Origin of the sequence: Simkania negevensis Z, from assembly GCF_000237205.1 — a bacterium.
GTDB classification, from domain to species: Bacteria; Chlamydiota; Chlamydiia; order Chlamydiales; family Simkaniaceae; genus Simkania; species Simkania negevensis.
This window is the reverse complement of sequence record NC_015713.1, coordinates 1,980,620-2,001,072: the sequence shown is the minus strand read 5'-3', so window position 1 is coordinate 2,001,072 and position 20,453 is coordinate 1,980,620. Positions and strand designations below refer to the sequence as shown.

Here is a 20,453-nt window from a genome sequence, read left to right as displayed (position 1 = left end):
TTAACTCAAACGAGCTACAGAAAGCAAGTATGCTTTCTGTAGCTTTAGTAGATTAGTGAGTGTGGGCTAAGAATTCGCAAACAAGAGCGATGTTGATTGGCAATGGAAGCACAATCTGTTCGACTTGTGGAATTGAAAGAAGTTGCCCAGACATTTTTTTGTCATCTAATGAAAGATACTCAGGAACTTCGCGAGAAGTATTTGCCACAGCATCTTTGACAACTTTCATGTTATGTGATTTTTCTTTAATCGAAATCGTCATTCCTGGTTTCACTAAGAATGAGCGGACATCGACTTTCTTGCCGTCAACTAGAACATGTCCATGAGACACAAGCTGATGTGCTTGGAAGATTGTCGAAGCTAATTTTAGCTTATAAACGATGTTATCTAAACGGCACTCGAGGCGCTCGAGAAGAAGGTGGGCAGTGTTCCCTTGTTTCTGAACTGATTCGTGGTAGTAACGAAGGAGTTGTTTATCTGTTAGCATTCCGTAAACAGCTTTAAGCTTTTGCTTTTCTTCTAGCTGAACACCGTAGTCTGATTTTTTGCGTCGTTTTGCTCCGTGAACTCCAGGAGGATTGGGCTTGTGCAAGAGTGGATTGCGTAAGCGTCCAAAAATGTTTACTCCAAAGCGTCTTGCGATGCGGTTTTTGGGGCCAGTGTAGCGTGACATTCTTTCTCCTTATAACTCAGGCCAATTGTGAAACAATCCATCGTAATTCATCTAGGGAATTTTGGACAAGGGGAATTTCCAACAGGGGGAAAGAATAAAAAATATATAAGTTATTTATAATCAGATTGATATGGATTTGATTTTTTATTTGAAAATATGATATAATCAAATTGGGGAGCCAGACATCCAGTGAAGTGAGGATCAAATTGGCATGAGTAAAATATCTTGGGAAGCCTTAGCTTTTGAAACAAGGGTCATTGCCCGTGATTTGATGAGAAGAAATTTTCTTGATATGAAGCTATTTGCTGAGTATCAAGATATTGAAAATCAATTACTTAACAGGTTTCATCGACTTTCAAAGCAATCAAACCTAAGCGAAGAAGAAGTCAAAAAGCTCACTGCTAAGTGTAACGAATCGTTTCAAACTATACGGACTCGGCTTGAACATATGGACCCTGAGCGGCAACTCGATGTTCAAAACAAATTCTATGCAGCTCAAAAAGAGCATCTTAACCTCCGCCTTCAAGAGCTTGAGAAATATCTTGAGGAAGGACTCGGAGTCGATCCTAAGCATGACAATCTTTTGACGCCTCATAATAAGGTACGATTGCTTCAAGGCGAGATTGAAATGCTAAAAGGACGACTTGCAGATATCGATCGTAAGCAAGCAGCCCTTGCTTGATTTATTTTTCCAACTGAGATAATCTGCTTAGCATGGATTATCTTGTACTCGCATTTTATCTTATTAAACCTCTTGAAGACCCTAACGCTCTTGTGAAGGAGTTTAAGCAGTTTTTCGATACGCATGATGTGGTAGGTCGAATCTATATCAATGAGGAAGGAATCAATGCGCAAATGAGCGTAGCTGAGCCTCATGCTCATGCTTTTTTTGATTGGTTTCTAGAAGATGAACGGTTTAAAGGTACCGACATCAAAATCCACCACCATCATGAACATGTATTCCCCAAAAAGACTGTAAAGTACCGTCAGCAACTAGTCGCTCTCGATCAAAAGGTCGACTATGCTAAAGGGGGCAAGCATGCAACAGCTGCCGAGTGGAAGAAAATGCTCGATGAGAAGGACAAAAATACCATCGTTCTAGATGTCCGCAATGATTATGAATGGGAAGTTGGCCACTTTGAAGGAGCTGAAAAGCCTGATTTCAAGACGTTTCGTGAGTTTCCCGACTCAGTAAAACAGCTTAAAAAGAAGTACGATCCCGAAAAAACTCGGGTTCTCATGTACTGCACTGGAGGAATTCGGTGTGAGCTTTACTCTTGTTTGATGAAAGAGGAAGGGTTTGATGAGGTTTATCAGCTAGAAGGTGGAGTGATCAAATATGGTCAAGAGGTCGGGAATGACCATTGGAAGGGAAATCTTTTCGTATTTGATGATCGGTTAGTGGTTCCCATTGCAGATGAGCCAAATGAGACGATTGGTGAGTGTCGCCACTGCCATACCAAGACAGATTCTTGCTATAATTGTGCTAACATGGATTGTAACGCACTCTTTTTGTGTTGTATCGAATGCTGCAAAAAGTTCCTAGGGTGTTGCTCGTCAGAGTGCATAGATGCTCCTCGTCGTCGCGAAGCGACTCCGCAGGAGAAGCCTAAGCCCTTCCGCAAACTTCCCTTTGAAGAGAAGCAAAAATATCCCCACTAATCAGTGTGTTTTTTCTTATCGATCAATTCGATAGCAGCGGCCTTCAAGGTCTTAAGTCCTTCTTCGAAGCCTACTTCTACAAGCAGCTGATCGAGGTAATTCATTTCAGACTGAAGCTGATCGCATAAGGATTCGAGCKTCGCAATCTTCTTTAACAGTTTGTCTTGGTCCATTTCCCCCTCACATAACAATTGATGTAATGTTTTCATTTATTCATATGCGGAAAATGTGCCAAACTTCAAAAAAAAATGAGTTTTTTTTCATTTCAACTTGCCTGGAGAACAGGTGTTTTAAATGGAAGAAATACAGTAAGATAACACCAGTTTTGCATCTGCATTTATCTTGTATCTACGTTAATTTTTTATGCATATGACTAGGAAACCCTCTCTCTTAGAGAAAGTAGTATCATCTAAAATCACAACGGTGAGATATCCCCAGCGTTTGAGCTCGGCATTCATGAAAATGCAAGCAATTCTTTCGCATGCATCTTCAAATGGATGGATATTAACAACCTGAACTCTGAGTTTCTTTCACTCATTCTCAGGGATTTTTCTCTTTCTTCTCACCCTTTTTGCCTCAAAAAGGACCGTTTGGCCCTTTCCATCGGCAAAAATACCGAGAATTTAAGAGAACTTCCTCTCCTGAGACTAAGCAAAATAAACCCAGAGTTCAGGTTAACAAGTTCCATGTGTACCCAAGCTGCTTACTTAAAAGGATGCTCTGTGTTTTTTGAGTTTTTGCCTGTATTCCTGTGCGAATTTTTTCATTTTTCAGGAATTTCTTCAGGGCTAGTAGGAATTTTGTTTTCAAAAGCTAAGAGATTCATTTTTAGTTCCAAAGAGTAGCCAAAGCCACCTATCGATTGATTAGCGCTAATCACACGGTGACAGGGAATCACAAGGGGAAAGGGGTTCCGGTTACAGACATTTCCGATCGCACGGGCTGCTTTAGGATCTCCGACTTTACGTGCAACCTCTTGGTAGGAGGCAGTAGAGCCGAAGGGGATTTTTTGGATAGCTAGGAGTCCTTTTCGGGTAAAAGTCGAAAGATGGGATAGATCAAGAGGAAGAGGCGGGGGCTCTTGTTTCTTAAGGTAAGTTTGAATCCAATTGAGAATTTGAGTTTTTAGTGGTGATTTCCCGTAAATATTGCAGTAGAAAGAGGGCGAGTCAAAGAGGGTAATGCGTGAGATAGTGTTACCTTCGAGGTAAAAAGAAACCCCAAATGAAGGACTGGATGCCTCTAGCGAGGCATCCAATAGAAGATTAGTCGAGTCGTTTTGCTCGATCATTCATAATTGCAATGTTTTCTTCTTGCTCGATCAGTTCGCGATAGCGATCTTTAGAGACAAGAGCGTTGTTGTAGAAGTAACGTGTTTTCGACATCCCATCAAAGTAAACAATGGAGGTGCCGTGTTTGAATCCATCATACCACTGGGTTTCTTCGACGATGGTTTCTCCATCGACAAAGTGCCGTTCTGTGCCATGTTTCACCCCATTGCGGTAATTGATTTCAAGGTAACGGTATCCGTTTTGGTAGTAAGTTGCAGGGCCATGCAAGACGTTATGCCGATAATTTTCACAAGAGATCGGCTCACCTGATGGAGCGTAAACTTTTTTCTCGCCATGAATTTTTCCGCCAGAAAGTGAGACAATGGTATGGGGCACACCATGGGGGTGGAAAGTTTCACGAAGGATGGGGTATCCATTTTCAATAGTTTCTTTAGCAATGACCTTTTCGTGCTGATCGCGAGTCAGGCGTATTCCAGCTCCTTTTCTAACACGTTCGATGACTTCATTGTTTTTGTTGTAGTACTCTCCTTCAAGAAGCTCACTGTTGTGGTATTCTTCAACACTCAGAGGCGTCCCAGCAGTGTACCACTTCGTGATTTTATGGTGAGAAGGAGACATGAAAACTTCTTCCTTGAAGGGGATTCCTCTTAAAGTATAAGAGGTCTTTTTCACAAGATTACCACGCTCATAGATGTTGAGTGATTCGAGAGAGTTAGAATGAGGATAAGTGTATGTCGTTGGTCCATGAAGCATTCCATCTTCATATGAGGCAGTTACAGTGATCCCATTGCGCAAAGTTGTGATGACTTGCCCAGGGTAAGTTGCTGTTTCCCACTCTTCTTTTGAAACATCATAGCCGTATTTATGAATATAGCGCTTTGAGACGACCTGTTCATCCTTGTCGTGATTTGAGTTATGACATCCCACCGTGAAGAGAGCKAGCACTGGGAGGAAATATGGGATTAACCTTTTCATAGTTTGACCTCAGACCTCATTGAGTTATGATTCGATTTTTACATCTTAGCATTTCGGGAAATGAAGATAAACCGAAAAGTGAAATCTCTGAAATCTCAAAAAGTTAGGAGAGGTTTTTTAGAGTCTCTACTAAGCGCTCATGCTCCTTTTCGACTTGAGCTTGCTCGACAGTTTTTTCATCATCCCGATAAGTGAAGCGGAGGGTGATGTTTTTGAAATCAGCTCCAATTTTATCACTTTCATAGAGGTCTAGGAGGAAGAAGTCTTTCAGTAGCTTTGATTTAAACTCGCGCAAGTGCTTCATTACTTTCTCCATCGGAATCTCTTTTTTAAGGGTAAGAGTGAGGTCTCGATCTGAGTCAGGAAACTGTGGGAGAGGCGCCATTTGAGTGAAACCTCCTTGCAATTCAAAAAGATCGTGCAGATCGAGCTGTGCAAATAGAACTGGTTTATCAATGTCAAGTGTTTCTAACCGTTCGGGATGGATTTCGCCGCAGACTCCAATGCGAATGGAGCCTACATGAAGGGCTGCTTGCTTTCCAGGATGAAAACTCTTGAGATGTGAAGGTGAGAAGGTTGGCATGGGAATGCCAAACCCAACGATGACATTTTCTAAAATTCCTTTGAGGTCGAAAAAATCGACATGGGCCCCTTTCCCTTCGAAATAATGGGGATTGCGTTTTCCAGTCATCACAAGGGCAGCAGAAGTCCTCTCGTGAAAGTGTTCTTCAAGTTTGAAGTGAACCCGTCCGATTTCGAAAGCCGAGATGTCGTGTGTTTGCCGGTCAAAGTTGTGTTTGACTGCTTGCAATAGACCTGGTAAGAGGGAGGTCCGCAAAATGGACTGATCTACAGAGCTCGGATGTAAAACTTCTATGGCTTTAAGATCGGAAGAGCCTTTTTCCAAGCAGAGCTCGGAAAGTTTGGGACTGATCAGGTCGCAAGTTAAAAACTCTTGTAATCCTTCACGCAAGAGAAGTGTACGCATTTTTTGCTCAACGAGATACATCGGGGTATGAGGAATAGGGGAGTTGATAACCCGACCTTCTCCTTTATCGATATTATTGTAGCCGTAGATCCGAGCAATTTCTTCGATAAGATCGATTTCTTGATGGATGTCATTTCTATAGGAAGGGATGGTCACTTCGAAAATTTCTTCGTCGGTTGTGTCGACGTCCATTTCAAGTCGATGAAGGAAAGATTCGATTTCACTGTAACTTAGGGTGGTTCCTAAAATTTCATTGACACGGTGAATCCGGCATTTGATTTTTTTTTCTTTCCGTTGTTTGGGAATAACGTCGATCATTCCTTCAGCAATTTCTCCTCCAGCAACTTTTTGGATGAGATAGGCAGCTTGATCGAGAGCTTTGGTGACACCTTCATGATCGATTCCCCGTTCAAATCGGCTAGAAGATTCGCTTCGTAAATTCAGTCCTTTGCTTCCGCGACGCACAACAGATGAATTGAAATCGGCTGCTTCTAAAAGAATATGGCGGGTCTGATCTTGCACTTCTGATTCTGCTCCTCCCATGACTCCTGCTACGGCGATTGGTTTTGTCTGGTCGTAGATCATGAGGATTCCTTCAGGAATCTTCCGCTTTTCGCCGTCGAGGGTTTTTAATGTCGTCTCTTTTTCAGTAAGCTGCACCGAAATTTTTTGCCCGCCAATTTTTTCGTAGTCGAAGGCGTGCATGGGTTGACCACAGCTAAGCATGATGTAGTTGGTCACATCGACGATGTTATTAATGCTGCGGACACCAGCTGCTTCAAGGCGCTTCTTGAGCCAAAGAGGCGAAAGAGCGATTTTCACATTGCGAATGAGACGGCAGCTGTAGCGTGGGCAGGCTTCAGGAGCTTTAATTTCAACTGAGAGGGCATCTGAAGTTTTTTCATGAGAGTTTTCTTCAAGTTGGAATGAGGGACGATGAGCTTTGGAGTCGATCATGGCTGCTAAGTCGCGGGCAATGCCCAGCATACTCATACAGTGTCCTAAGTTGGGAGTCAGCGAAATTTCAAAAATGGTATCGCCAAAAATTTCCCTTAAATCGGTTCCTAGTGGTGCATCTTTTGGAAGTTGCATAATGGTTTCGTGGTGGTCAGATAGGCCAAGCTCTTTTTCTGTGCAGAGCATTCCAAATGATTCGACATCGCGTAGTTTTGCTTTTTTGATTTTAAAGGTTTTTCCCTCATCATCTGTTAGGTATGCGTCGAGCTTTGCAAAAGCTGTGCGCATGCCGGCTTGGCAGCTCGGATCGCCACATACGACTTGAAAAGTTTCGGCTCCATCAGAAACTTGAGCGACTTTGAGTTTATCGGCACTGGGATGGGGCTCTACTTTGAGGACTTCTCCGACGACAACGTTGCTAAATGAAAAGAGCGTTTGCTCAACTTTGTCAACTTCGAGCCCTGCTAAGGTGAGGATTTCCGCGAGCTCTTCGGGCGAGTGCGATAAGGGGATATAATCTTGTAACCAGGATAAGGGAACTAACATTGTTTCTCATTAAAGTTTTAACCCCAAGTGCTGACTTATGGGCGCTCATTTGGGTTTTGAGAGGGATTTTAGCAGATTTGCTAGCTATTGGAAACAGTTTTTGATATCCTGCTTATTTTTTGAAGGAATAAATTGATGCATGATGCCTTGTTTGAAGGGCACGTTTCCAAACGATCTCGTCCCCTTGTCCATGCGCTCATTATCAGCGTGGCTCTCAATCTTGGACTACTGGCAACTTTCATTACCTTCATCATTAAAGAAAAAAAAGTTGAAACACTACTTCAGGCCAAGACAGCTTCGAAAAGGGTTGGGAAACGTGCTTCCCTTTCCCAGTCGAATGGTGCCGTTTTAGAAGCGTTTGAAAAACTCTCTTTTGCCGAGCTGATTCAATTGCTAAGAAATGAAGAAGTTCTCGAGCAAGGGTATCGGAAAAGAGACCTTGCCCTCTCTTGTCTTGTGGCTTACCACCATTTCGATTTGCAACGAGCTCTTCCAGGAATGGAATTTCAAAAACGGGCCTTCTCTTATTCCAAGCCAGAAAAAAATATAGAACTTTTTCCTGGATTGGATGAGGAGCGGTTTCAGGTGATTCATTATTTTGCCCGCGCAGAAATGTGGCCATTAACTTCAGAAGGGCTTTATGAAGAGATGAAACATCGACGGGAAAACATTCCATCGTCACTTATGGAGGCGTTCTTCTTATCAAAAGAGTTTTTTGCCATTGAGCGGGCTTTTAGTCGCTTGCCTTTCGTGTTTAAGCGAGAAACATTGCTTTCCCTTCTTTTAGAAGGCAGCTGGAAACTCATTGAGAGAACTGTTACGGAAACAGTCTCACATCCCACAGGAGAAATCCAAAATATCGGTCAATTTCTATCAGGATTTGAAAATTCAAAACTTGCTGGATACTTGCTAGTTGCCCTTGATCCTGATCATCCTTATTTGCGCTTTAGTGATGAAAAACTCGAGAGTTTTATAGGGCTGTTAGATCAACAGACAGCAGAAGTTGAGCTTTTTTTGAATCGGATAGCAACTTCTGCTCGGAGTGATCACATAAGGGAACTCGCAAAAGCTCGTATTCAGTCTTGGGGAAAAGAAGTCAGAGTTTCTTCTCAAGAGTATGTTGTTCAAAAAGGGGATTCACTTTGGGGGGTATCTCGGCATTTCGATATTTCGATGGAGAAAATCCGCGAAGCTAATCAATTGCAGTCAGATGTTCTCACGCCTGGGCAGAGGCTCCAGATTCCCCATGCTCAGCATAATTAGGATGCTGCCGAATAAAATGCCAGAGGAGGAAAGCGCTGATGAGTTGTAACCCTCCCCCTAATGCGATCAGGCCATGAGTGCCGGTTAATTCAAGTAGGTTTGTTGAAAAACCTGCAAGTGCAAAGGATATGGCAACCACTGCTCCAAAAATTCCCATAATCCATCCTTGAGAGTTTTTGTCAGCTGCGTTTGAAAAAATGGTCATGATCATTGTGTACGCAACAATATCTGCCATGGCAACCACGAGAGCTAAGGCCCAAGTAAATGGCGCATTATAATTGGCCCCAGAAAGGAGTTCAAAGAGACCTGTTCCCGTTAGTGTGAGCACACCGACTGTTTCAACTTTCCACTTTTTGAGAGTGTAAGGAATGAGAAAGAGAAGCCCTATTGCAAATCCTAGACCAATCCAACCATTGAAGATCCCGAGAAGGAGGCGGCTATAGTGAAAGTCTTGATTAATTTGGATTAGGATGGTTTGAAAAAATATTCCGAAACCTACTTGGTTACAAGCGAAGAGTAAAATGAGATAGCGGACGGTTTTTTTTTCAAATCCTTCTTTAAAAATGAGCAGGGGGCGTAAGAGTTGGAGTTTCTTTTTTTCTTTCACGTTGAAGGTTTCTTTAAATCCAAAGAAAATCCAAAAAAAAGCAATCAAAGACAAGAGCGCAGCAGCAACAAACGGAGTCCAAAATCCAAACCCTTTGACGAGATAGGGATCAGAGAAAAATCCGCCCATCAATGGGCCAATGACAATCCCTACAGAAAGGGTGAATGTCATGATGCTCATGTTGAATGCTTTGGTTTTTGGGGTTGAAAGGTCTGCTATCGCTGCTTGCGCGATCGGTTGACTCCCTGCCATGAGACCTGTCAATCCACGGCCGATAAGAAAAAGAGATAGGCTTAAAATTGAAATTCCCAAGGCCATGATAAGAAAGCTCAAGACCATGCCAATCATGCATAGACCAATGACCTTTTTTCGTCCTAAGTTATCGGAAAGGTCTCCGAAAAAGGAAGCCCCAAATAGCATGCAAAAAGGAAAGAGCATGTAAGCTAACCCGAGATAAAAGGCATGGAGGTGCTCTGAAGTTGATCCCACCAATTGTGATCCAGTGGGGGAGTTAAAAATGGCAGTCAAGATGGGGTAAACGAGTCCAAATCCTAGCGAGTCGATAATGATCGGTAAAAGGCAAGGAGCAATGGAACTTAGATGTAAAAATCTCTTCATTTTCTTTCGAGTATCACAGAAGATATTTTAGGGAAAGTCGACGCCGCCTGAATGATAGGGGTGACATTTGCAAATCCGCTTAAGCGTCAGGAAAAGCCCTTTGAGAACACCGTGTTTTTTGAGGGCCAAAATACTATATTCCGAACAGGAAGGGTGAAAACGACAGCAGTTTCCCACGAAAGGGCTAATCATGAGTTGATAGAGGCGAACAAGACCGATGACGAGGAGTTTCACACTAAATTTCCTTGCTTCGTTAGTGGGATATTCGGTATTATACTTTCTTCTTCACTTTTGCGGAAGTGGTGGAATTGGCAGACACGCTACCTTGAGGTGGTAGTGCGAGAAATCGCTTGGGGGTTCAAGTCCCCCCTTTCGCAAGATTTTTTAACCCAAGCTATTTCAACTTGGGTTTTTTTTATTCATGAGGGGAAACGCGATCAAAAAATGGGTGGCTTAAGGCTTGAGCCGCTGAAGGGCGCTCTTCTCACTGAGAAGCATAAAGGAATGACTTTGTAGGCACTCTCTAATGCTGAATGCCAGCAATGACAAGTGATTTTGTTTCGCAGTAAGCGTTGAGGCTTTCCACTGCAGAGTTTTCTCGCCCAATTCCCGATTGCTTCCAGCCGCCAAAAGGTAAAAGTTCTGAAACAACATCATGGGTGTTTACACCAATAGATCCAGCTTCGAGGGCTTCGGCTACACGCCAGCTCCGCCCAATGTTTTCTGTATAAAGATAGGCTGCAAGTCCGTAGTGGGTGTCGTTTGCCATACGAATCACTTCGTCTTCGTCATTGAATTGGTAGCAACTTGCGACAGGCCCAAAGACCTCTTCACGGTACATACGCATTTTGGGATCGACATCGATTAGAAGTGTGGGCTCGTAAAAGAGGGGTCCATTAGATGCTCGGCAGCCACCACGGAGAGCTGTTGCCCCTTGACTGAGGGCGTCATCGACAAGCTCTTCGACTTTGGCAATTCCTTGCTCATTGATGAGAGGCCCAATGTTAGTCGTTTTATCCATCCCTGAGCCAAGTTTGAGAAAGTTGTCGATCATCTTTTGAAATTGTTTGACATACTGATCGTAAAGACGCTCATGTATGAAAATCCGATTGATGTTATTGCAACATTGACCAGCATTGTAAAACTTGAACCAAAAAGTAGAGAGGACCGCTTTTTCTAAATCGGCGTCCTCAAAAATGATCGCAGGGCAGTTGCCACCCAGCTCCATGCAAAGGTTTTTGATGGTGTTACCAGCTGCAGCTGCAAGTTTTTTTCCGACTTCGGTTGAACCGGTGAAGGTAAGCTTGCGAACAAGGGGATTTGAGGTCATTTCATTGCCGACTTCGGTCGGGTCTTTACAGGTGAGAACATTGAAAACTCCATGGGGAATGCCAGCTCGATGGGCGAGTTCTGCATGGACAAGCGCAGAGAGAGGGGTGTCTTCAGCGGGCTTGAGGACAACGGTGCAACCAGCAGCCAAAGCGGGGGCGCATTTTTGGATGACGAGAACAGAGGGGAAATTCCATGGGGAAATGATTCCGACAACTCCAATGGGTTGGCGCAAAATCATGAACCGTCGGTTCGGATCAGGTGATTGCAAAGTATAGCCATGGAGGCGATGGGCTTCTTGCGCATACCAGTTCAGAAATCCGGTACACCCCATGAGTTCGTGAGTTGATTGTTCAAAGGGTTTCCCTGCTTCATAGGTCAAGATAGTGCAGATATCATCCCAGTTTTCATAGATGAGTTCTTCCCATTTTTTCAGGTAGTCCCCTCGTTGTTTAGGAGTGAGTTTTTTCCACTCTTCAAAGGCTTTTTGAGCCGAATCGATGGCTTTTTTGGTTTCAGCCTGCCCAACTTCAGTCACTTCAGCCACAGTTTTGTCGTCGTAGGGATTTTTAACAGTAAATGAACTTTTTCCCCTGATCCACTTGCCATTGATGTAGCTGTCTGTGCGAAGAAGTGAAGGATCTTTGAGTTTAAGCATAGTATTTCCTCTGTTAACCCTACTAACCTGAACTCTGGGTTTCTTTCACTCATTCTTAGGGATTTTTCTCTTTCTTCTCAATCTTTTTGCCTCGAAAAGGACCGTTTGGCCCTTTCCATCGGCAAAAATACCGAGAATTTAAGAGAACTTTCTCTCCTGAGACTAAGCAAAATAAACCCAGAGTTCAGGTTACTAATAGTGAAGGTTAAAGTTTAATGAAAGAAGAGAAAATGTCGTGAATACTTTTTTTGAGTGATTCGGGAGGGGTGAAGGCGGTTAATGTGGAGAAGTCCCGTCCTTCAGCAAGAAGTAGAAAGTGGTTCCATTCTTCTTCAGTGAGTGTGTGAATCCCGAGGGCAGAATTGATCTGCGGTTTGGAAAATGAAATGAGCCCTTCGTGTTTCAGCAATTTGAGTTGGAAGCTAGCCCAAAGGTTTTCGGGGGATAGAGGAAGATTTTTGAGGTAAGCGGCAAGTAGATTGTAGAGCTGGGGGGCGGGTTTTTCTGGGAGTTGGGTGTCGTGAATCGCTTGGAGCATTTTCCCCCCTATTGTGAGCTGCTTAAGAGATTGGCGTAAGGGGAGGTGCAAATTTAAGATTGATCCATCAAGGAGCGTATAGAGGTCAGACTTGCCTTTGCGGTAAACATACTGCCCACGGCAAAGGGGGGTAGAGAGGTTAATCCGCTGAGGTTTTTTAGGGGAAAGATGTTTGACAATCAGGTGAATGATCCCCTGATCGTGAGTGAATAGGTGGAGAATGCGCTCAGTTTCCTTATAGGCAAAGGATTTTAAAACGATTCCTTCTGATTTGTTTTCTTTCATCTATTACCCGATTATGCTATTTTTTCACTCTTTGAGCACCGGTAGCTCAATTGGATAGAGTACCTGACTTCGGATCAGGTGGTTAGAGGTTCGAGTCCTCTCCGGTGCACATTTAAAACCTCAACTATAGTCTTATTGACCTCCATTTGAAATTTTTCTTGCGAACGTGGCAAAAATTGAAAACACATCTGTTCATCCTTAGGATTTTATTTCGGTTTTAGGTGTGCCCAGACTTCGTCTTGTCCAAGGAAAAACTGGTCTCCAAAAATTTCATCCACAGCTTTTTTCACCCCCGGAAGTCGCGGTCTTCCATAATTATGCCCTGAAAGAATGCCTCCAGGTCGAACTTTGTGGTTCCATAGGAGAATGTCTTGTTTCACAATGGGATAGGCGTGATTTGCATCAATAAAAACAAGATCCACTCTTTCAGGAACGTCATGAAATGCTTCATGAGAGCATTTTTTAAGTAGCGTCACTTGGGAGTCGCTGCCAAAACGTTTGTCAACACGGCGGAAAGCTTTTTCATAAATGGAGAGATCTTCGGAAACGGCGCTACCGCTTTGGAGGTATTCTCGAGTGGGTTGCCAAGGGTCGATAAGATAAAGATGGGCCTCTGGAAACATCTCTCGCAAGACCTCTGCGTTTTTCCCTCGGAACACTCCAATCTCAACGATAGATTTGATTTCAATCTGGTGAAAATACGAGAGAAGCTTCAAGTAACAGGCGCGGTGTTTTCTCTTGATGAGTCTGTGAACATCATTCCAATCCATGAGGATCATTTTAATGGATCTTCAGGTTTTGATGGTAGACCAAACATCGTCATCGCCGACTTCAAATCCAGCTGGGAAACATTCTTGGACTGCTTGAATTACCCCTGGAAAGTTCGGATGATAGTCGTGACCTGTCAGGAGTCCTCCTCTTCGGACTTTTCTTTTCCAATTTTGAATGTCGTCTTTCACAGCGCGATAGGAATGATCTCCATCAATAAAGACGAGATCTAAATGATCTGGGACATCGGTTAGGGCAGTAGTCGAGCTTTTTTTTAAAATAGTGACATTCGGGTCGTGGCGAAACAGCCATTTAGTGCATTCGTATGCTTGCTCGTAAAGATGGGCCTCAAAGTCGGGAGGTGCTCCGGCATCGAGATAATTAGGAGTGAGTTCCCAAGGGTCAATTAAATAGAGATGTGCATACGGGAAAAGTTGGCGTAGCTCTAGGGCATTGAGTCCTGTCCAAACGCCAATTTCAGCTAGAGACTTCACCTCGACTTGGTGGAGAAAGGTGAGAAGCTTGAGATAGTCTGCGCGCCTCATCCTGTTTCTACCTGAGTAAACCAAATGGTATCTTCACCTATTTGGAATTGATCCTTCAGATAACTGTGAACAGCACGAATCACTCCAGGAAAGTTGGGGTGATAGTTGTGGCCTGTCAGGAGTCCTCCTCGTCGGATTTTTCTTCTCCAGTTTTGGATGTCGTCTTTCACAGCCCGATATGAATGATTTCCATCAATAAAGACGAGATCCAAGTGATTGGGAACTTCAGTAAGGGCATCAGTCGAATTTTTTTTCAAAATGGTGACGTTTTGATCGTCACGAAAAAGGGATCTAGTGCATTCATAGGCTTGTTGAAACTGATAGGGGTCGATGGCGGGAGATAATCCGTCTTCGAGATAGTTGGGAGTGAGTTCCCAAGGATCGATTAAATAGAGGTGTGCTTCTGGGAAAAGCTGGCGTAGCTCAAAGGCATTGAACCCTGCCCAAACGCCAATTTCAGCTAGAGACTTTACTTCGACTTGGTGGAGAAGGGTGAGAAGTTTGAGGTAGTCTGCCCGCTTCATCCTGCTTCTACCAGGGTAAACCAAACATTATCCTCACCCACTTGAAACCGATCCTTCAAACAGTCTTGAACTGCCAAAACGACACCTGGGAAATCGGAGTGGTAGTCATGTCCTGCTAAAATTCCCCCAGGTCTAACCTTTTTTTTCCAATTCTGGATATCGTGTTTGACAGCTTCATAACTATGGTCTCCATCGATAAAGACAAGGTCCAAGTGATTGGGAACTAGGCTTAAAGCATCGTGTGAAGTTTTTTGTAAAATTGAAACTTGAGAGTTGTTTTGAAAAAGCCTGTGCACGTTTTGCCGAGCCCAATCATACTCTTGTTGAATATGGCTAGGACCTTGACCATTTTCGAGATATTGCTTGGAGGGTTTCCAAGGATCAATGAGATAAAGGTGAGCTTCAGGAAAAAATTGGGAGAAAAAATATGAAGTTTCGCCTAGCCAAACTCCAATTTCAGCAAGGTTTTTGACCTGAATGCCTCGAGCAAGTGTCAAGAGTTTCAAAGAGACAGACCGATGCATAAGTTATGACGGGTTCTTTTTTTTACGTTTATCAATACTCCATGCTCCTGCTCCAAAAATAAGAACGTAAAGACACATGAGAAAAATGATGATCGGTACAATAAGGGGAGGAGAAAATGGCTTTTCAGTCATCCCATCTGGAAGCTGGCTTGGGTCGAGATGCAGAATAGTTATTGTTGCGTAGAAGGCAATCGCCATAGTGATGCATCCGATGATTGCTATTAAACGAGTGTAGAGCCCGAGAATAAGCAAAGCGCCGACGACCACTTCTACAATTGGGACAAAAATGAGGTTAAAATCAGCGAGAGGGAGATTACTCGCTTGTAAAATATGCTTAAAGTTCTCAGGACTAACAAAATGAAGAATGCCGAAGAATAGAAAAACAAGCCCGGCAATTAATCGAATAATAAAAAGGTGTTTCATGAACCTATCTCACTTTTGAAAGGTGTTGATTCTCAATTGGTTTTTTTCAAATTTTCTTGCCAATTCGATAGACATACTTGAAGAAAGAAGGGCAAGAAGTGGCAAGGGCTTTTGAGGAAAAGCAGCGAAAAGGACGGTTTGTAAAGAGTGGGATGAGAGCAAGGGAGGCCTCCTCCAAACATATTTGCCTACTCTTTCTCATTAGCCCTCTTAGGTGAAAATGTCTAGATAAAAACCGAGGTAGCCTGAACTCTGGGTTTATTTCACTCATTCTCAGGTTTTTCTTTGTATACTCAAACTATTTCTAAAGTTGGTCTACACTTCGCTAGAAATGCGGAAGATTTAAGAGAAATCTGCTCTGAAAATAAGCAAAATCAACCCAGAACTCAGGGGACGTCACAACTTCTCTTTGCTCTAACGATTAGAGCTTCAACGAAAGAGAGATTGTCATTTGGGTTTAAAAAAAAATTCCCAACGAGTTAGACTATAAGGCAGTAGCAGAACTAGTATAAAGAGGTTCCACAATGGCCCAAACTCCTAAGACTTTCGATGAAGGCGAATACACCGTCTCTGTGATAGGAAAAAATATAGAAATCACTAAACCTATCCGAGACTATATTGAAGAAAAAATCTCGAAAATCGAGAAAATTACTAATCATATTATCGAAGTCGATGTTCGACTGGATGTCCAAAAGTTGAACCATACGGTTGATATCATCCTCAAATTTTCCCACTTTAGAGTGAAAGTTGGCGCCGTTACCGAAAACATGTATTCGGCGATCGATAAAGCTTTTGAACGCTTACAGACCAAGCTACTGAAGTGGAAAAGCCGTATTCAAGATCACCATGCTAGAGGTGTTTCAGTCACTGAAATGGAAATCAATGTTCTTGAGCATGGAAGAGATGAAGTCGAGCAGATCAATCAGGAAATTACCGATGCCAACAATCAAAAGTTGGAAGAGCAATATTCTTTGCCAACTGTGATTAAAAAGAAAAAGCGGCCTCTGAAGCACCTAACATTAGATGAAGCTGTGATGAAGATGGAGCTTTCTGACGACCATTTCATGGTTTATCGTTCTGAAGAAGAGCAGAACTTAAAGGTGATCTATCGCCGTCGCGATGGAAGTTATGGAATCATCGCCCCTGAGTAAAAGGCGAGAAATTTTCGACCCGATTCGTCAAAAGTGGCTTGTAGCTACGCCAGAAGAAATTGTCCGGCAAAAGTGCATTGCGTATTTGATCGAAAAGTGCCAATTTCCTCAAGAAGTGATTACCCTTGAAAAAAAACTTTCAGAGCTACCACACCTAGCAGAGAGAAAGCAAAAGTTACCTGAAAGAAGATTGGATCTTCTTTGTTTTGGTCCCCAGCTTGCTTTTCCTCTTCTTTTAATCGAATGCAAAGCGGTTCCTCTGCAGGAAAAAATGCTTTCTCAAGTTTGGGGATACAATAGTTTCGTTAACGCCCCATTTGTTGCTCTTGTCAATGACCGACAGCTCAGCTTTAGCTGGGAAGAAAATGGAGAAACTCGGTATCGTGATTTTATACCCCCTTATCAAGAACTCATTGCAGCGTGCAAAAAATGACAGAGTCCTATCAAAAAAACCTTCAACTTCTTGAAAAACAAAATCCGCTTCTTGCTCTCAAGCTCAGATTGCTCAAGCCTACTCAGGAGCCCTCTCAAAAAGCAACCTTTCAGCCAAACACCAAAACTGAAATCCTCTACGTTTATGGGGTGGGTTCTTGTTACGATAATCTGAAAAAATGGCTACGTGGAAACCCGGCTAGACGTTTGATTTTTATTGAGGATGAGCAGGAGCGGTTTGGATACTTTCTCAATCAAGTTGAGACAGAAAGGGTGCTGCTAGATCCTCAGGTTCAATTGATTGCTCTCATTGACTCAGATGGGCGATCCCTTGAAAAAGTGATTCAAAAGTATCTTTTTCGCCCTTATGAATGTTTGATCATGCCCTGGAAAAATGATCAGTTTCTCACCCATTTTTCCGACCTTTACTTGCAGTGCGAAATGATGATGTGTTTGTATCGGGACTATGGTGTGCCTCAAATGAAAAATATCTTTGCTAATCTCAAGAGAGAGGCCTATTTGGGCGAGACTTTTAGAGAAAAATTTGCAAACATTCCCGCGATCATTTGTGGAGCAGGCCCGTCACTTGAAAAGAATTGCGACGTATTAAAAACTTTAGGGGATTCCGCTTTGATTTTTGCTGGGGGGACAGCATTGGCACTCCTAGAAAAGCAAGGAGTTCCCATTCATTTTGGTGCCAGCATCGATCCAGATCCTCCGCTCGAGCGGTATGAAACGACCGACCTTCCATTTTTCTATCAAAATCAAGTTGCCCAGAATCTTTTGGAAATGGCCAAAGGCCCGCTAATATGTTTAGGAGGAAGTGGGGGTTTTCCGTTAGAACAATGGCTATCGCCTGATATCCTCTCTTTTGATGGAGGAACTCACGTCGGGACTTTTTTAGCCCATGTTGCAACGCTTCTTGGGTGTTCTCCAGTCATTTTTGTTGGGATGGACGGATGTCGTCGTGGTGAAACACTTTATTATGAGGGGGTGGTAGAACAGAGGCGCAGTGATCCATTAATTGTCGAAGATCGGTTTGGAGAAGTAGCACAGTCGCGTCGGGATTTCATTCTCGGTCGGCGGTGGTTAGAGAAATTTGCAACCGATCATCCCAAAACTCTTTTTCTCAATGCGACAGAAGGGGGGCTCTCGATGGCTGGGATAGAAGATCTTTCCTTGCAAGAAGTGAAAACCCATTATCTCACTAAGAAAGTCGATGCAAGAGCGCTTTGGCAAGAAGCTTCCCAATCGCACACCCCTGTTTCATTTGCCCCACAACTAGCTCAGCTTAAGAAGAGTGTGACCTACTGCTCTGAAATTTGTGATAACCTTCTTGCCACAATTCAGCGAAACATTACTGGTGAGCATGTTGAGTATTCAATGTTGGACCAAGAGCTTTCTGAAGAAGTCTTTTACGAACTTTTACTCCTTCCTTGCTGGAAAATGTGGCAACCCTTTTTACAAAACGATGAGGTTCTGTCCAAAATGCAAGAGATTGAGTTAGAAAAGAGAGTGCAACAAACCCTCTTTTACCGCGATTTGTGTGAGCAGTATGCAAGAATATTATGACGACGGCTCTCTTCTTTCTGATTGCAGTTATGAAGATGGAAAACTTCATGGACTTTCCCGTTTCTTTAGCTTAAAAGGATTGTGTCTTTCAGAAACACGGTTTTTGCATGGAAAGAGAGAAGGGGAAGCAAAAAAATGGGATCTTCAAGGAGATCTCGTCTCTATTGAGCGGTACAAAGGGGGAGTACTACATGGAAAACAAGAGTATTACTATCCAAATGGAACTCTTAAGAGTGAGCTCCATTATAAAAGAGGAAAGCTGCACGGCTCAGCTCGTCTCTTTTGGCCAGATGGGACTCAAAAGAGAGCATGTGAATTCATAGAGGGGAAAGAAACATGTCCCGTGGCTTAAGTCTTTTAGAGGAGCGGTTTCCGCAGCTCTGCTTTTTACTCAGCATTCTGCAAGGGGAGCCATGGATTTTTTGTGAAAGAGGCAAAAATGCGAAACGCAAGGGTTTGAATCTTTATCGTGCAGAAAGGCTCAAAGAAGAGATCTCTGAAAAACTCGGTAACCTCCGCTTAGATGAAATCGAAGTGCTCTATATTTATGGTATGGGGCTTGGGCATTATGCAACACCTCTATTTGATTGGCTTGCTCAAGATGTGAAACGAGATCTTGTTTTTCTCGAACATGATATTGAAGTCCTCCGCCTTTTCTTAGAAACAAAACAATCTGAGGCACTTATAAAACATCCTCAGATTCATTTTCGTTTTCTATTAGAACCTAAAAATTGGAAACCCTTTTTAGAAGAGCGTGCTAACGAATTTCCTTACGAAAAAGCCGAATTCATTGCGCTTGAATCCTATCAAAAGATGCACCCTCGTCGCATTGCTTCCATGCGTCTCCATTTGATGAGACGGACAACTGTTCACCACGCAATCCATATGGATGAGATGTTTTACCATGTCTTGTCCAAGAATGTACTCGCTAATTTCTCGAGGATTGACCAGGCCTTTTATGCCAATAAAATGGGCGGCGCCTTTAAAGGGATTCCTGCAATCATTTGTGGCGCAGGACCTTCATTGCAAGATGAACTCGAGCACCTGCGTAAACTAGAAGACCAAGCGCTGATTTTTGCGGGGGGATCAGCGATCACAGGTCTTTCGCAAGCAGGAATTCTCCCTCATTTTGGAGTGGCAATTGATCCGAACTTTGAAGAAGTGCACCGGTTTAGGAAAAGTCTAGCCTTTGAAGTTCCTCTTCTTTACACCAACCGACTTCACCCTGAAGTCTTTGACACCTTTAATGGTCCTCATGGTTACATCCACGCTATGACAGGAGGACCTCTTGAACTGTGGTGGGAAAAAGAGATTGGCATCGAGCCCTTGCCCTTGCAAGGTGGGTTTGACATTGAAGCCCTCTCTGTAACGACCACGTGTTTGGAGATTGCTACGACCATGGGGTGTGATCCGATCATTTTAGTAGGAGTTGATCTTGCTTTTACCGGTAACTCACTTTATGCAGCAGGAATTGTCAATGAGTCCAAAGTATCGCTCAAAGATCGAGATCAAGACATGCGGGCACCTGAAAGATTGCTAAAACGGAAAGACCGGCAGGGGAAACCTATTCATACCCTTGTTAAGTGGGTAATGGAATCTGAGGCCATTGGCAATTTTGCGAAAAAAAATCCCCAAACAAGTTATCTCAATTGTACTTCAGGTGGAATTGGATTTCCTGGCCTTCCATACCAACCACTTGCTCAGCAAAGTTTTTCTCAAAGTTACGATCTGCGAGGGAAAATCCATCAACTCATTGAAACAAGGCGCTTTTCGTTTACAAAACCCAATCCTTTAGAAAAAGTGAAAGACTCACTATTCGATGCACAAGATATTGTGGCAGAAGCGTTAGAAGAATTGAAACGGGTTCAAGGACGTGGCAAAGACCCCGAAACAGGAAGAATGATCTTTTATCAAATGGAACTTGAAGAGCAGCTTGCTTTTGCACTTTGCCTCCAGCAACCTGCGCTGACCTTTCAAAAAACCTACAACCGACTTCATCGGTTTTCAATCGGCGAAGCGACCCATGATCAAAAGTGGCATTGGCTCCATTCCAAATGGAAAAGTTTTAACGATCTTATTACCTATTACTTAGAATCATCCTTTACAAAATAAATAGGATGCGA

The 20,453-nt window shown here is 43.2% G+C and carries 22 protein-coding genes and 2 tRNA genes; 10 read left to right on the top strand and 14 right to left on the bottom strand.

The window, feature by feature from the left end:
- Positions 1–52: 52 nt before the first annotated feature.
- The gene (gene rpsD / locus SNE_RS09820; protein ID WP_013944265.1) at positions 53–673 is read right to left on the bottom strand and encodes a 30S ribosomal protein S4; all 621 of its coding nucleotides are present in this window, start codon (positions 671–673) and stop codon (positions 53–55) included.
- A gap of 211 nt (positions 674–884) precedes the next feature.
- On the opposite strand from rpsD, the gene SNE_RS09815 reads away from it, so the two are divergent.
- Together SNE_RS09815 and trhO are read left to right on the top strand one after the other, a co-directional pair.
- A complete protein-coding gene (locus tag SNE_RS09815; protein ID WP_013944264.1) occupies positions 885–1,355 on the top strand; it encodes a hypothetical protein in 471 nt (156 codons plus the stop codon).
- Positions 1,356–1,387: 32 nt separating this feature from the next.
- Positions 1,388–2,335 (top strand): oxygen-dependent tRNA uridine(34) hydroxylase TrhO, encoded by a 948-nt coding sequence (gene trhO / locus SNE_RS09810; RefSeq protein WP_013944263.1) that lies wholly within the window; start codon positions 1,388–1,390, stop codon positions 2,333–2,335.
- Here trhO and SNE_RS09805 read toward each other — a convergent pair.
- From SNE_RS09805 to pheT, 4 genes are all read right to left on the bottom strand, one after another.
- The gene (locus SNE_RS09805) at positions 2,332–2,508 is read right to left on the bottom strand and encodes a hypothetical protein (protein ID WP_231919502.1); all 177 of its coding nucleotides are present in this window, start codon (positions 2,506–2,508) and stop codon (positions 2,332–2,334) included. The genes trhO and SNE_RS09805 overlap by 4 nt on opposite strands.
- Positions 2,509–3,098: 590 nt before the next feature.
- Positions 3,099–3,626, bottom strand: a complete 528-nt coding sequence (locus SNE_RS09800) for a methylated-DNA--[protein]-cysteine S-methyltransferase (RefSeq protein WP_013944261.1) — start codon at positions 3,624–3,626, stop codon at positions 3,099–3,101.
- Positions 3,601–4,602: a toxin-antitoxin system YwqK family antitoxin gene (locus SNE_RS09795; RefSeq protein WP_013944260.1), complete on the bottom strand. Its 1,002-nt coding sequence runs from the start codon at positions 4,600–4,602 to the stop codon at positions 3,601–3,603. The genes SNE_RS09800 and SNE_RS09795 overlap by 26 nt, the downstream gene beginning before the upstream one ends.
- A 103-nt stretch (positions 4,603–4,705) precedes the next feature.
- A complete protein-coding gene (gene pheT, locus SNE_RS09790) occupies positions 4,706–7,093 on the bottom strand; it encodes a phenylalanine--tRNA ligase subunit beta (protein ID WP_013944258.1) in 2,388 nt (795 codons plus the stop codon).
- 135 nt (positions 7,094–7,228) lie between these two features.
- Here pheT and SNE_RS09785 point away from each other — a divergent pair, with 135 nt between their 5' ends.
- Complete coding sequence (locus SNE_RS09785) at positions 7,229–8,356, top strand: LysM peptidoglycan-binding domain-containing protein (protein WP_013944256.1); 1,128 nt, start codon at positions 7,229–7,231, stop codon at positions 8,354–8,356.
- On the opposite strand, the gene SNE_RS09780 is transcribed toward SNE_RS09785, so the two are convergent.
- On the bottom strand, positions 8,310–9,581 hold the full coding sequence (locus tag SNE_RS09780) for an MFS transporter (RefSeq protein ID WP_013944255.1): 1,272 nt from the start codon (positions 9,579–9,581) through the stop codon (positions 8,310–8,312). The two genes, SNE_RS09785 and SNE_RS09780, sit on opposite strands and share 47 nt — an antisense overlap.
- 27 nt (positions 9,582–9,608) lie before the next feature.
- Positions 9,609–9,815: a membrane protein insertion efficiency factor YidD gene (gene yidD, locus SNE_RS09775; RefSeq protein ID WP_041419031.1), complete on the bottom strand. Its 207-nt coding sequence runs from the start codon at positions 9,813–9,815 to the stop codon at positions 9,609–9,611.
- Between the two features lie 59 nt (positions 9,816–9,874).
- Here yidD and SNE_RS09770 point away from each other — a divergent pair.
- Positions 9,875–9,958, top strand: a tRNA-Leu gene (locus tag SNE_RS09770).
- A 146-nt stretch (positions 9,959–10,104) separates the two neighbouring features.
- Here SNE_RS09770 and SNE_RS09765 read toward each other — a convergent pair.
- Together SNE_RS09765 and recO are read right to left on the bottom strand one after the other, a co-directional pair.
- Entirely contained in the window at positions 10,105–11,568 is a 1,464-nt protein-coding gene (locus SNE_RS09765) for an NAD-dependent succinate-semialdehyde dehydrogenase (RefSeq protein ID WP_013944253.1), read from the bottom strand.
- Positions 11,569–11,773: 205 nt separating this feature from the next.
- Entirely contained in the window at positions 11,774–12,391 is a 618-nt protein-coding gene (recO, locus tag SNE_RS12430) for a DNA repair protein RecO (RefSeq protein ID WP_013944252.1), read from the bottom strand.
- 35 nt (positions 12,392–12,426) lie between these two features.
- Here recO and SNE_RS09755 point away from each other — a divergent pair.
- Positions 12,427–12,500, top strand: a tRNA-Arg gene (locus SNE_RS09755).
- Positions 12,501–12,597: 97 nt separating this feature from the next.
- On the opposite strand, the gene SNE_RS12425 is transcribed toward SNE_RS09755, so the two are convergent.
- The 5 genes from SNE_RS12425 to SNE_RS09730 are packed head-to-tail and all read right to left on the bottom strand — an operon-like array spanning position 12,598 to position 15,175.
- Complete coding sequence (locus SNE_RS12425; RefSeq protein WP_013944251.1) at positions 12,598–13,170, bottom strand: class I SAM-dependent methyltransferase; 573 nt, start codon at positions 13,168–13,170, stop codon at positions 12,598–12,600.
- A gap of 12 nt (positions 13,171–13,182) precedes the next feature.
- Positions 13,183–13,704 carry a class I SAM-dependent methyltransferase gene (locus SNE_RS12420; protein WP_013944250.1) on the bottom strand — a complete coding sequence of 174 codons (522 nt, stop codon included), beginning with the start codon at positions 13,702–13,704 and terminating at the stop codon, positions 13,183–13,185.
- Positions 13,701–14,228 carry a class I SAM-dependent methyltransferase gene (locus SNE_RS12415; protein ID WP_013944249.1) on the bottom strand — a complete coding sequence of 176 codons (528 nt, stop codon included), beginning with the start codon at positions 14,226–14,228 and terminating at the stop codon, positions 13,701–13,703. The genes SNE_RS12420 and SNE_RS12415 overlap by 4 nt, the downstream gene beginning before the upstream one ends.
- Positions 14,225–14,752 (bottom strand): class I SAM-dependent methyltransferase, encoded by a 528-nt coding sequence (locus tag SNE_RS09735; RefSeq protein ID WP_013944248.1) that lies wholly within the window; start codon positions 14,750–14,752, stop codon positions 14,225–14,227. The genes SNE_RS12415 and SNE_RS09735 overlap by 4 nt, the downstream gene beginning before the upstream one ends.
- 3 nt (positions 14,753–14,755) lie before the next feature.
- Positions 14,756–15,175 carry a DoxX family protein gene (locus tag SNE_RS09730; protein WP_013944247.1) on the bottom strand — a complete coding sequence of 140 codons (420 nt, stop codon included), beginning with the start codon at positions 15,173–15,175 and terminating at the stop codon, positions 14,756–14,758.
- A 524-nt stretch (positions 15,176–15,699) separates the two neighbouring features.
- Here SNE_RS09730 and hpf point away from each other — a divergent pair.
- The 5 genes from hpf to SNE_RS09705 are packed head-to-tail and all read left to right on the top strand — an operon-like array spanning position 15,700 to position 20,442.
- On the top strand, positions 15,700–16,326 hold the full coding sequence (hpf, locus tag SNE_RS09725) for a ribosome hibernation-promoting factor, HPF/YfiA family (RefSeq protein WP_013944245.1): 627 nt from the start codon (positions 15,700–15,702) through the stop codon (positions 16,324–16,326).
- Positions 16,304–16,759 (top strand): type I restriction enzyme HsdR N-terminal domain-containing protein, encoded by a 456-nt coding sequence (locus tag SNE_RS09720; RefSeq protein ID WP_013944244.1) that lies wholly within the window; start codon positions 16,304–16,306, stop codon positions 16,757–16,759. Before hpf ends, SNE_RS09720 begins: the two co-directional genes overlap by 23 nt.
- Positions 16,756–18,330: a motility associated factor glycosyltransferase family protein gene (locus SNE_RS09715; protein ID WP_013944243.1), complete on the top strand. Its 1,575-nt coding sequence runs from the start codon at positions 16,756–16,758 to the stop codon at positions 18,328–18,330. Before SNE_RS09720 ends, SNE_RS09715 begins: the two co-directional genes overlap by 4 nt.
- Positions 18,314–18,682, top strand: coding sequence for a toxin-antitoxin system YwqK family antitoxin (locus SNE_RS09710; protein WP_013944242.1), 369 nt, complete (start codon positions 18,314–18,316; stop codon positions 18,680–18,682). The genes SNE_RS09715 and SNE_RS09710 overlap by 17 nt, the downstream gene beginning before the upstream one ends.
- The gene (locus SNE_RS09705) at positions 18,667–20,442 is read left to right on the top strand and encodes a motility associated factor glycosyltransferase family protein (protein ID WP_013944241.1); all 1,776 of its coding nucleotides are present in this window, start codon (positions 18,667–18,669) and stop codon (positions 20,440–20,442) included. The genes SNE_RS09710 and SNE_RS09705 overlap by 16 nt, the downstream gene beginning before the upstream one ends.
- Positions 20,443–20,453: the final 11 nt, after the last annotated feature.

Coding starts and splice junctions, on each gene's coding strand:
- recO (WP_013944252.1), bottom strand. CDS start 12,391: ATGAAAGAAAACAAATCAGAAGGAATCGTTTTAAAATCCTTTGCCTAT.
- SNE_RS09735 (WP_013944248.1), bottom strand. CDS start 14,752: ATGCATCGGTCTGTCTCTTTGAAACTCTTGACACTTGCTCGAGGCATT.
- SNE_RS09730 (WP_013944247.1), bottom strand. CDS start 15,175: ATGAAACACCTTTTTATTATTCGATTAATTGCCGGGCTTGTTTTTCTA.
- SNE_RS12415 (WP_013944249.1), bottom strand. CDS start 14,228: ATGAAGCGGGCAGACTACCTCAAACTTCTCACCCTTCTCCACCAAGTC.
- SNE_RS09780 (WP_013944255.1), bottom strand. CDS start 9,581: ATGAAGAGATTTTTACATCTAAGTTCCATTGCTCCTTGCCTTTTACCG.
- SNE_RS12425 (WP_013944251.1), bottom strand. CDS start 13,170: ATGATCCTCATGGATTGGAATGATGTTCACAGACTCATCAAGAGAAAA.
- SNE_RS09710 (WP_013944242.1), top strand. CDS start 18,314: ATGCAAGAATATTATGACGACGGCTCTCTTCTTTCTGATTGCAGTTAT.
- pheT (WP_013944258.1), bottom strand. CDS start 7,093: ATGTTAGTTCCCTTATCCTGGTTACAAGATTATATCCCCTTATCGCAC.
- SNE_RS09720 (WP_013944244.1), top strand. CDS start 16,304: ATGGAATCATCGCCCCTGAGTAAAAGGCGAGAAATTTTCGACCCGATT.
- SNE_RS09785 (WP_013944256.1), top strand. CDS start 7,229: ATGCATGATGCCTTGTTTGAAGGGCACGTTTCCAAACGATCTCGTCCC.
- SNE_RS09705 (WP_013944241.1), top strand. CDS start 18,667: ATGTCCCGTGGCTTAAGTCTTTTAGAGGAGCGGTTTCCGCAGCTCTGC.
- SNE_RS09765 (WP_013944253.1), bottom strand. CDS start 11,568: ATGCTTAAACTCAAAGATCCTTCACTTCTTCGCACAGACAGCTACATC.
- hpf (WP_013944245.1), top strand. CDS start 15,700: ATGGCCCAAACTCCTAAGACTTTCGATGAAGGCGAATACACCGTCTCT.
- rpsD (WP_013944265.1), bottom strand. CDS start 673: ATGTCACGCTACACTGGCCCCAAAAACCGCATCGCAAGACGCTTTGGA.
- SNE_RS09800 (WP_013944261.1), bottom strand. CDS start 3,626: ATGATCGAGCAAAACGACTCGACTAATCTTCTATTGGATGCCTCGCTA.
- trhO (WP_013944263.1), top strand. CDS start 1,388: ATGGATTATCTTGTACTCGCATTTTATCTTATTAAACCTCTTGAAGAC.
- SNE_RS09715 (WP_013944243.1), top strand. CDS start 16,756: ATGACAGAGTCCTATCAAAAAAACCTTCAACTTCTTGAAAAACAAAAT.
- SNE_RS09815 (WP_013944264.1), top strand. CDS start 885: ATGAGTAAAATATCTTGGGAAGCCTTAGCTTTTGAAACAAGGGTCATT.
- SNE_RS12420 (WP_013944250.1), bottom strand. CDS start 13,704: ATGAGGCGCGCAGACTATCTCAAGCTTCTCACCTTTCTCCACCAAGTC.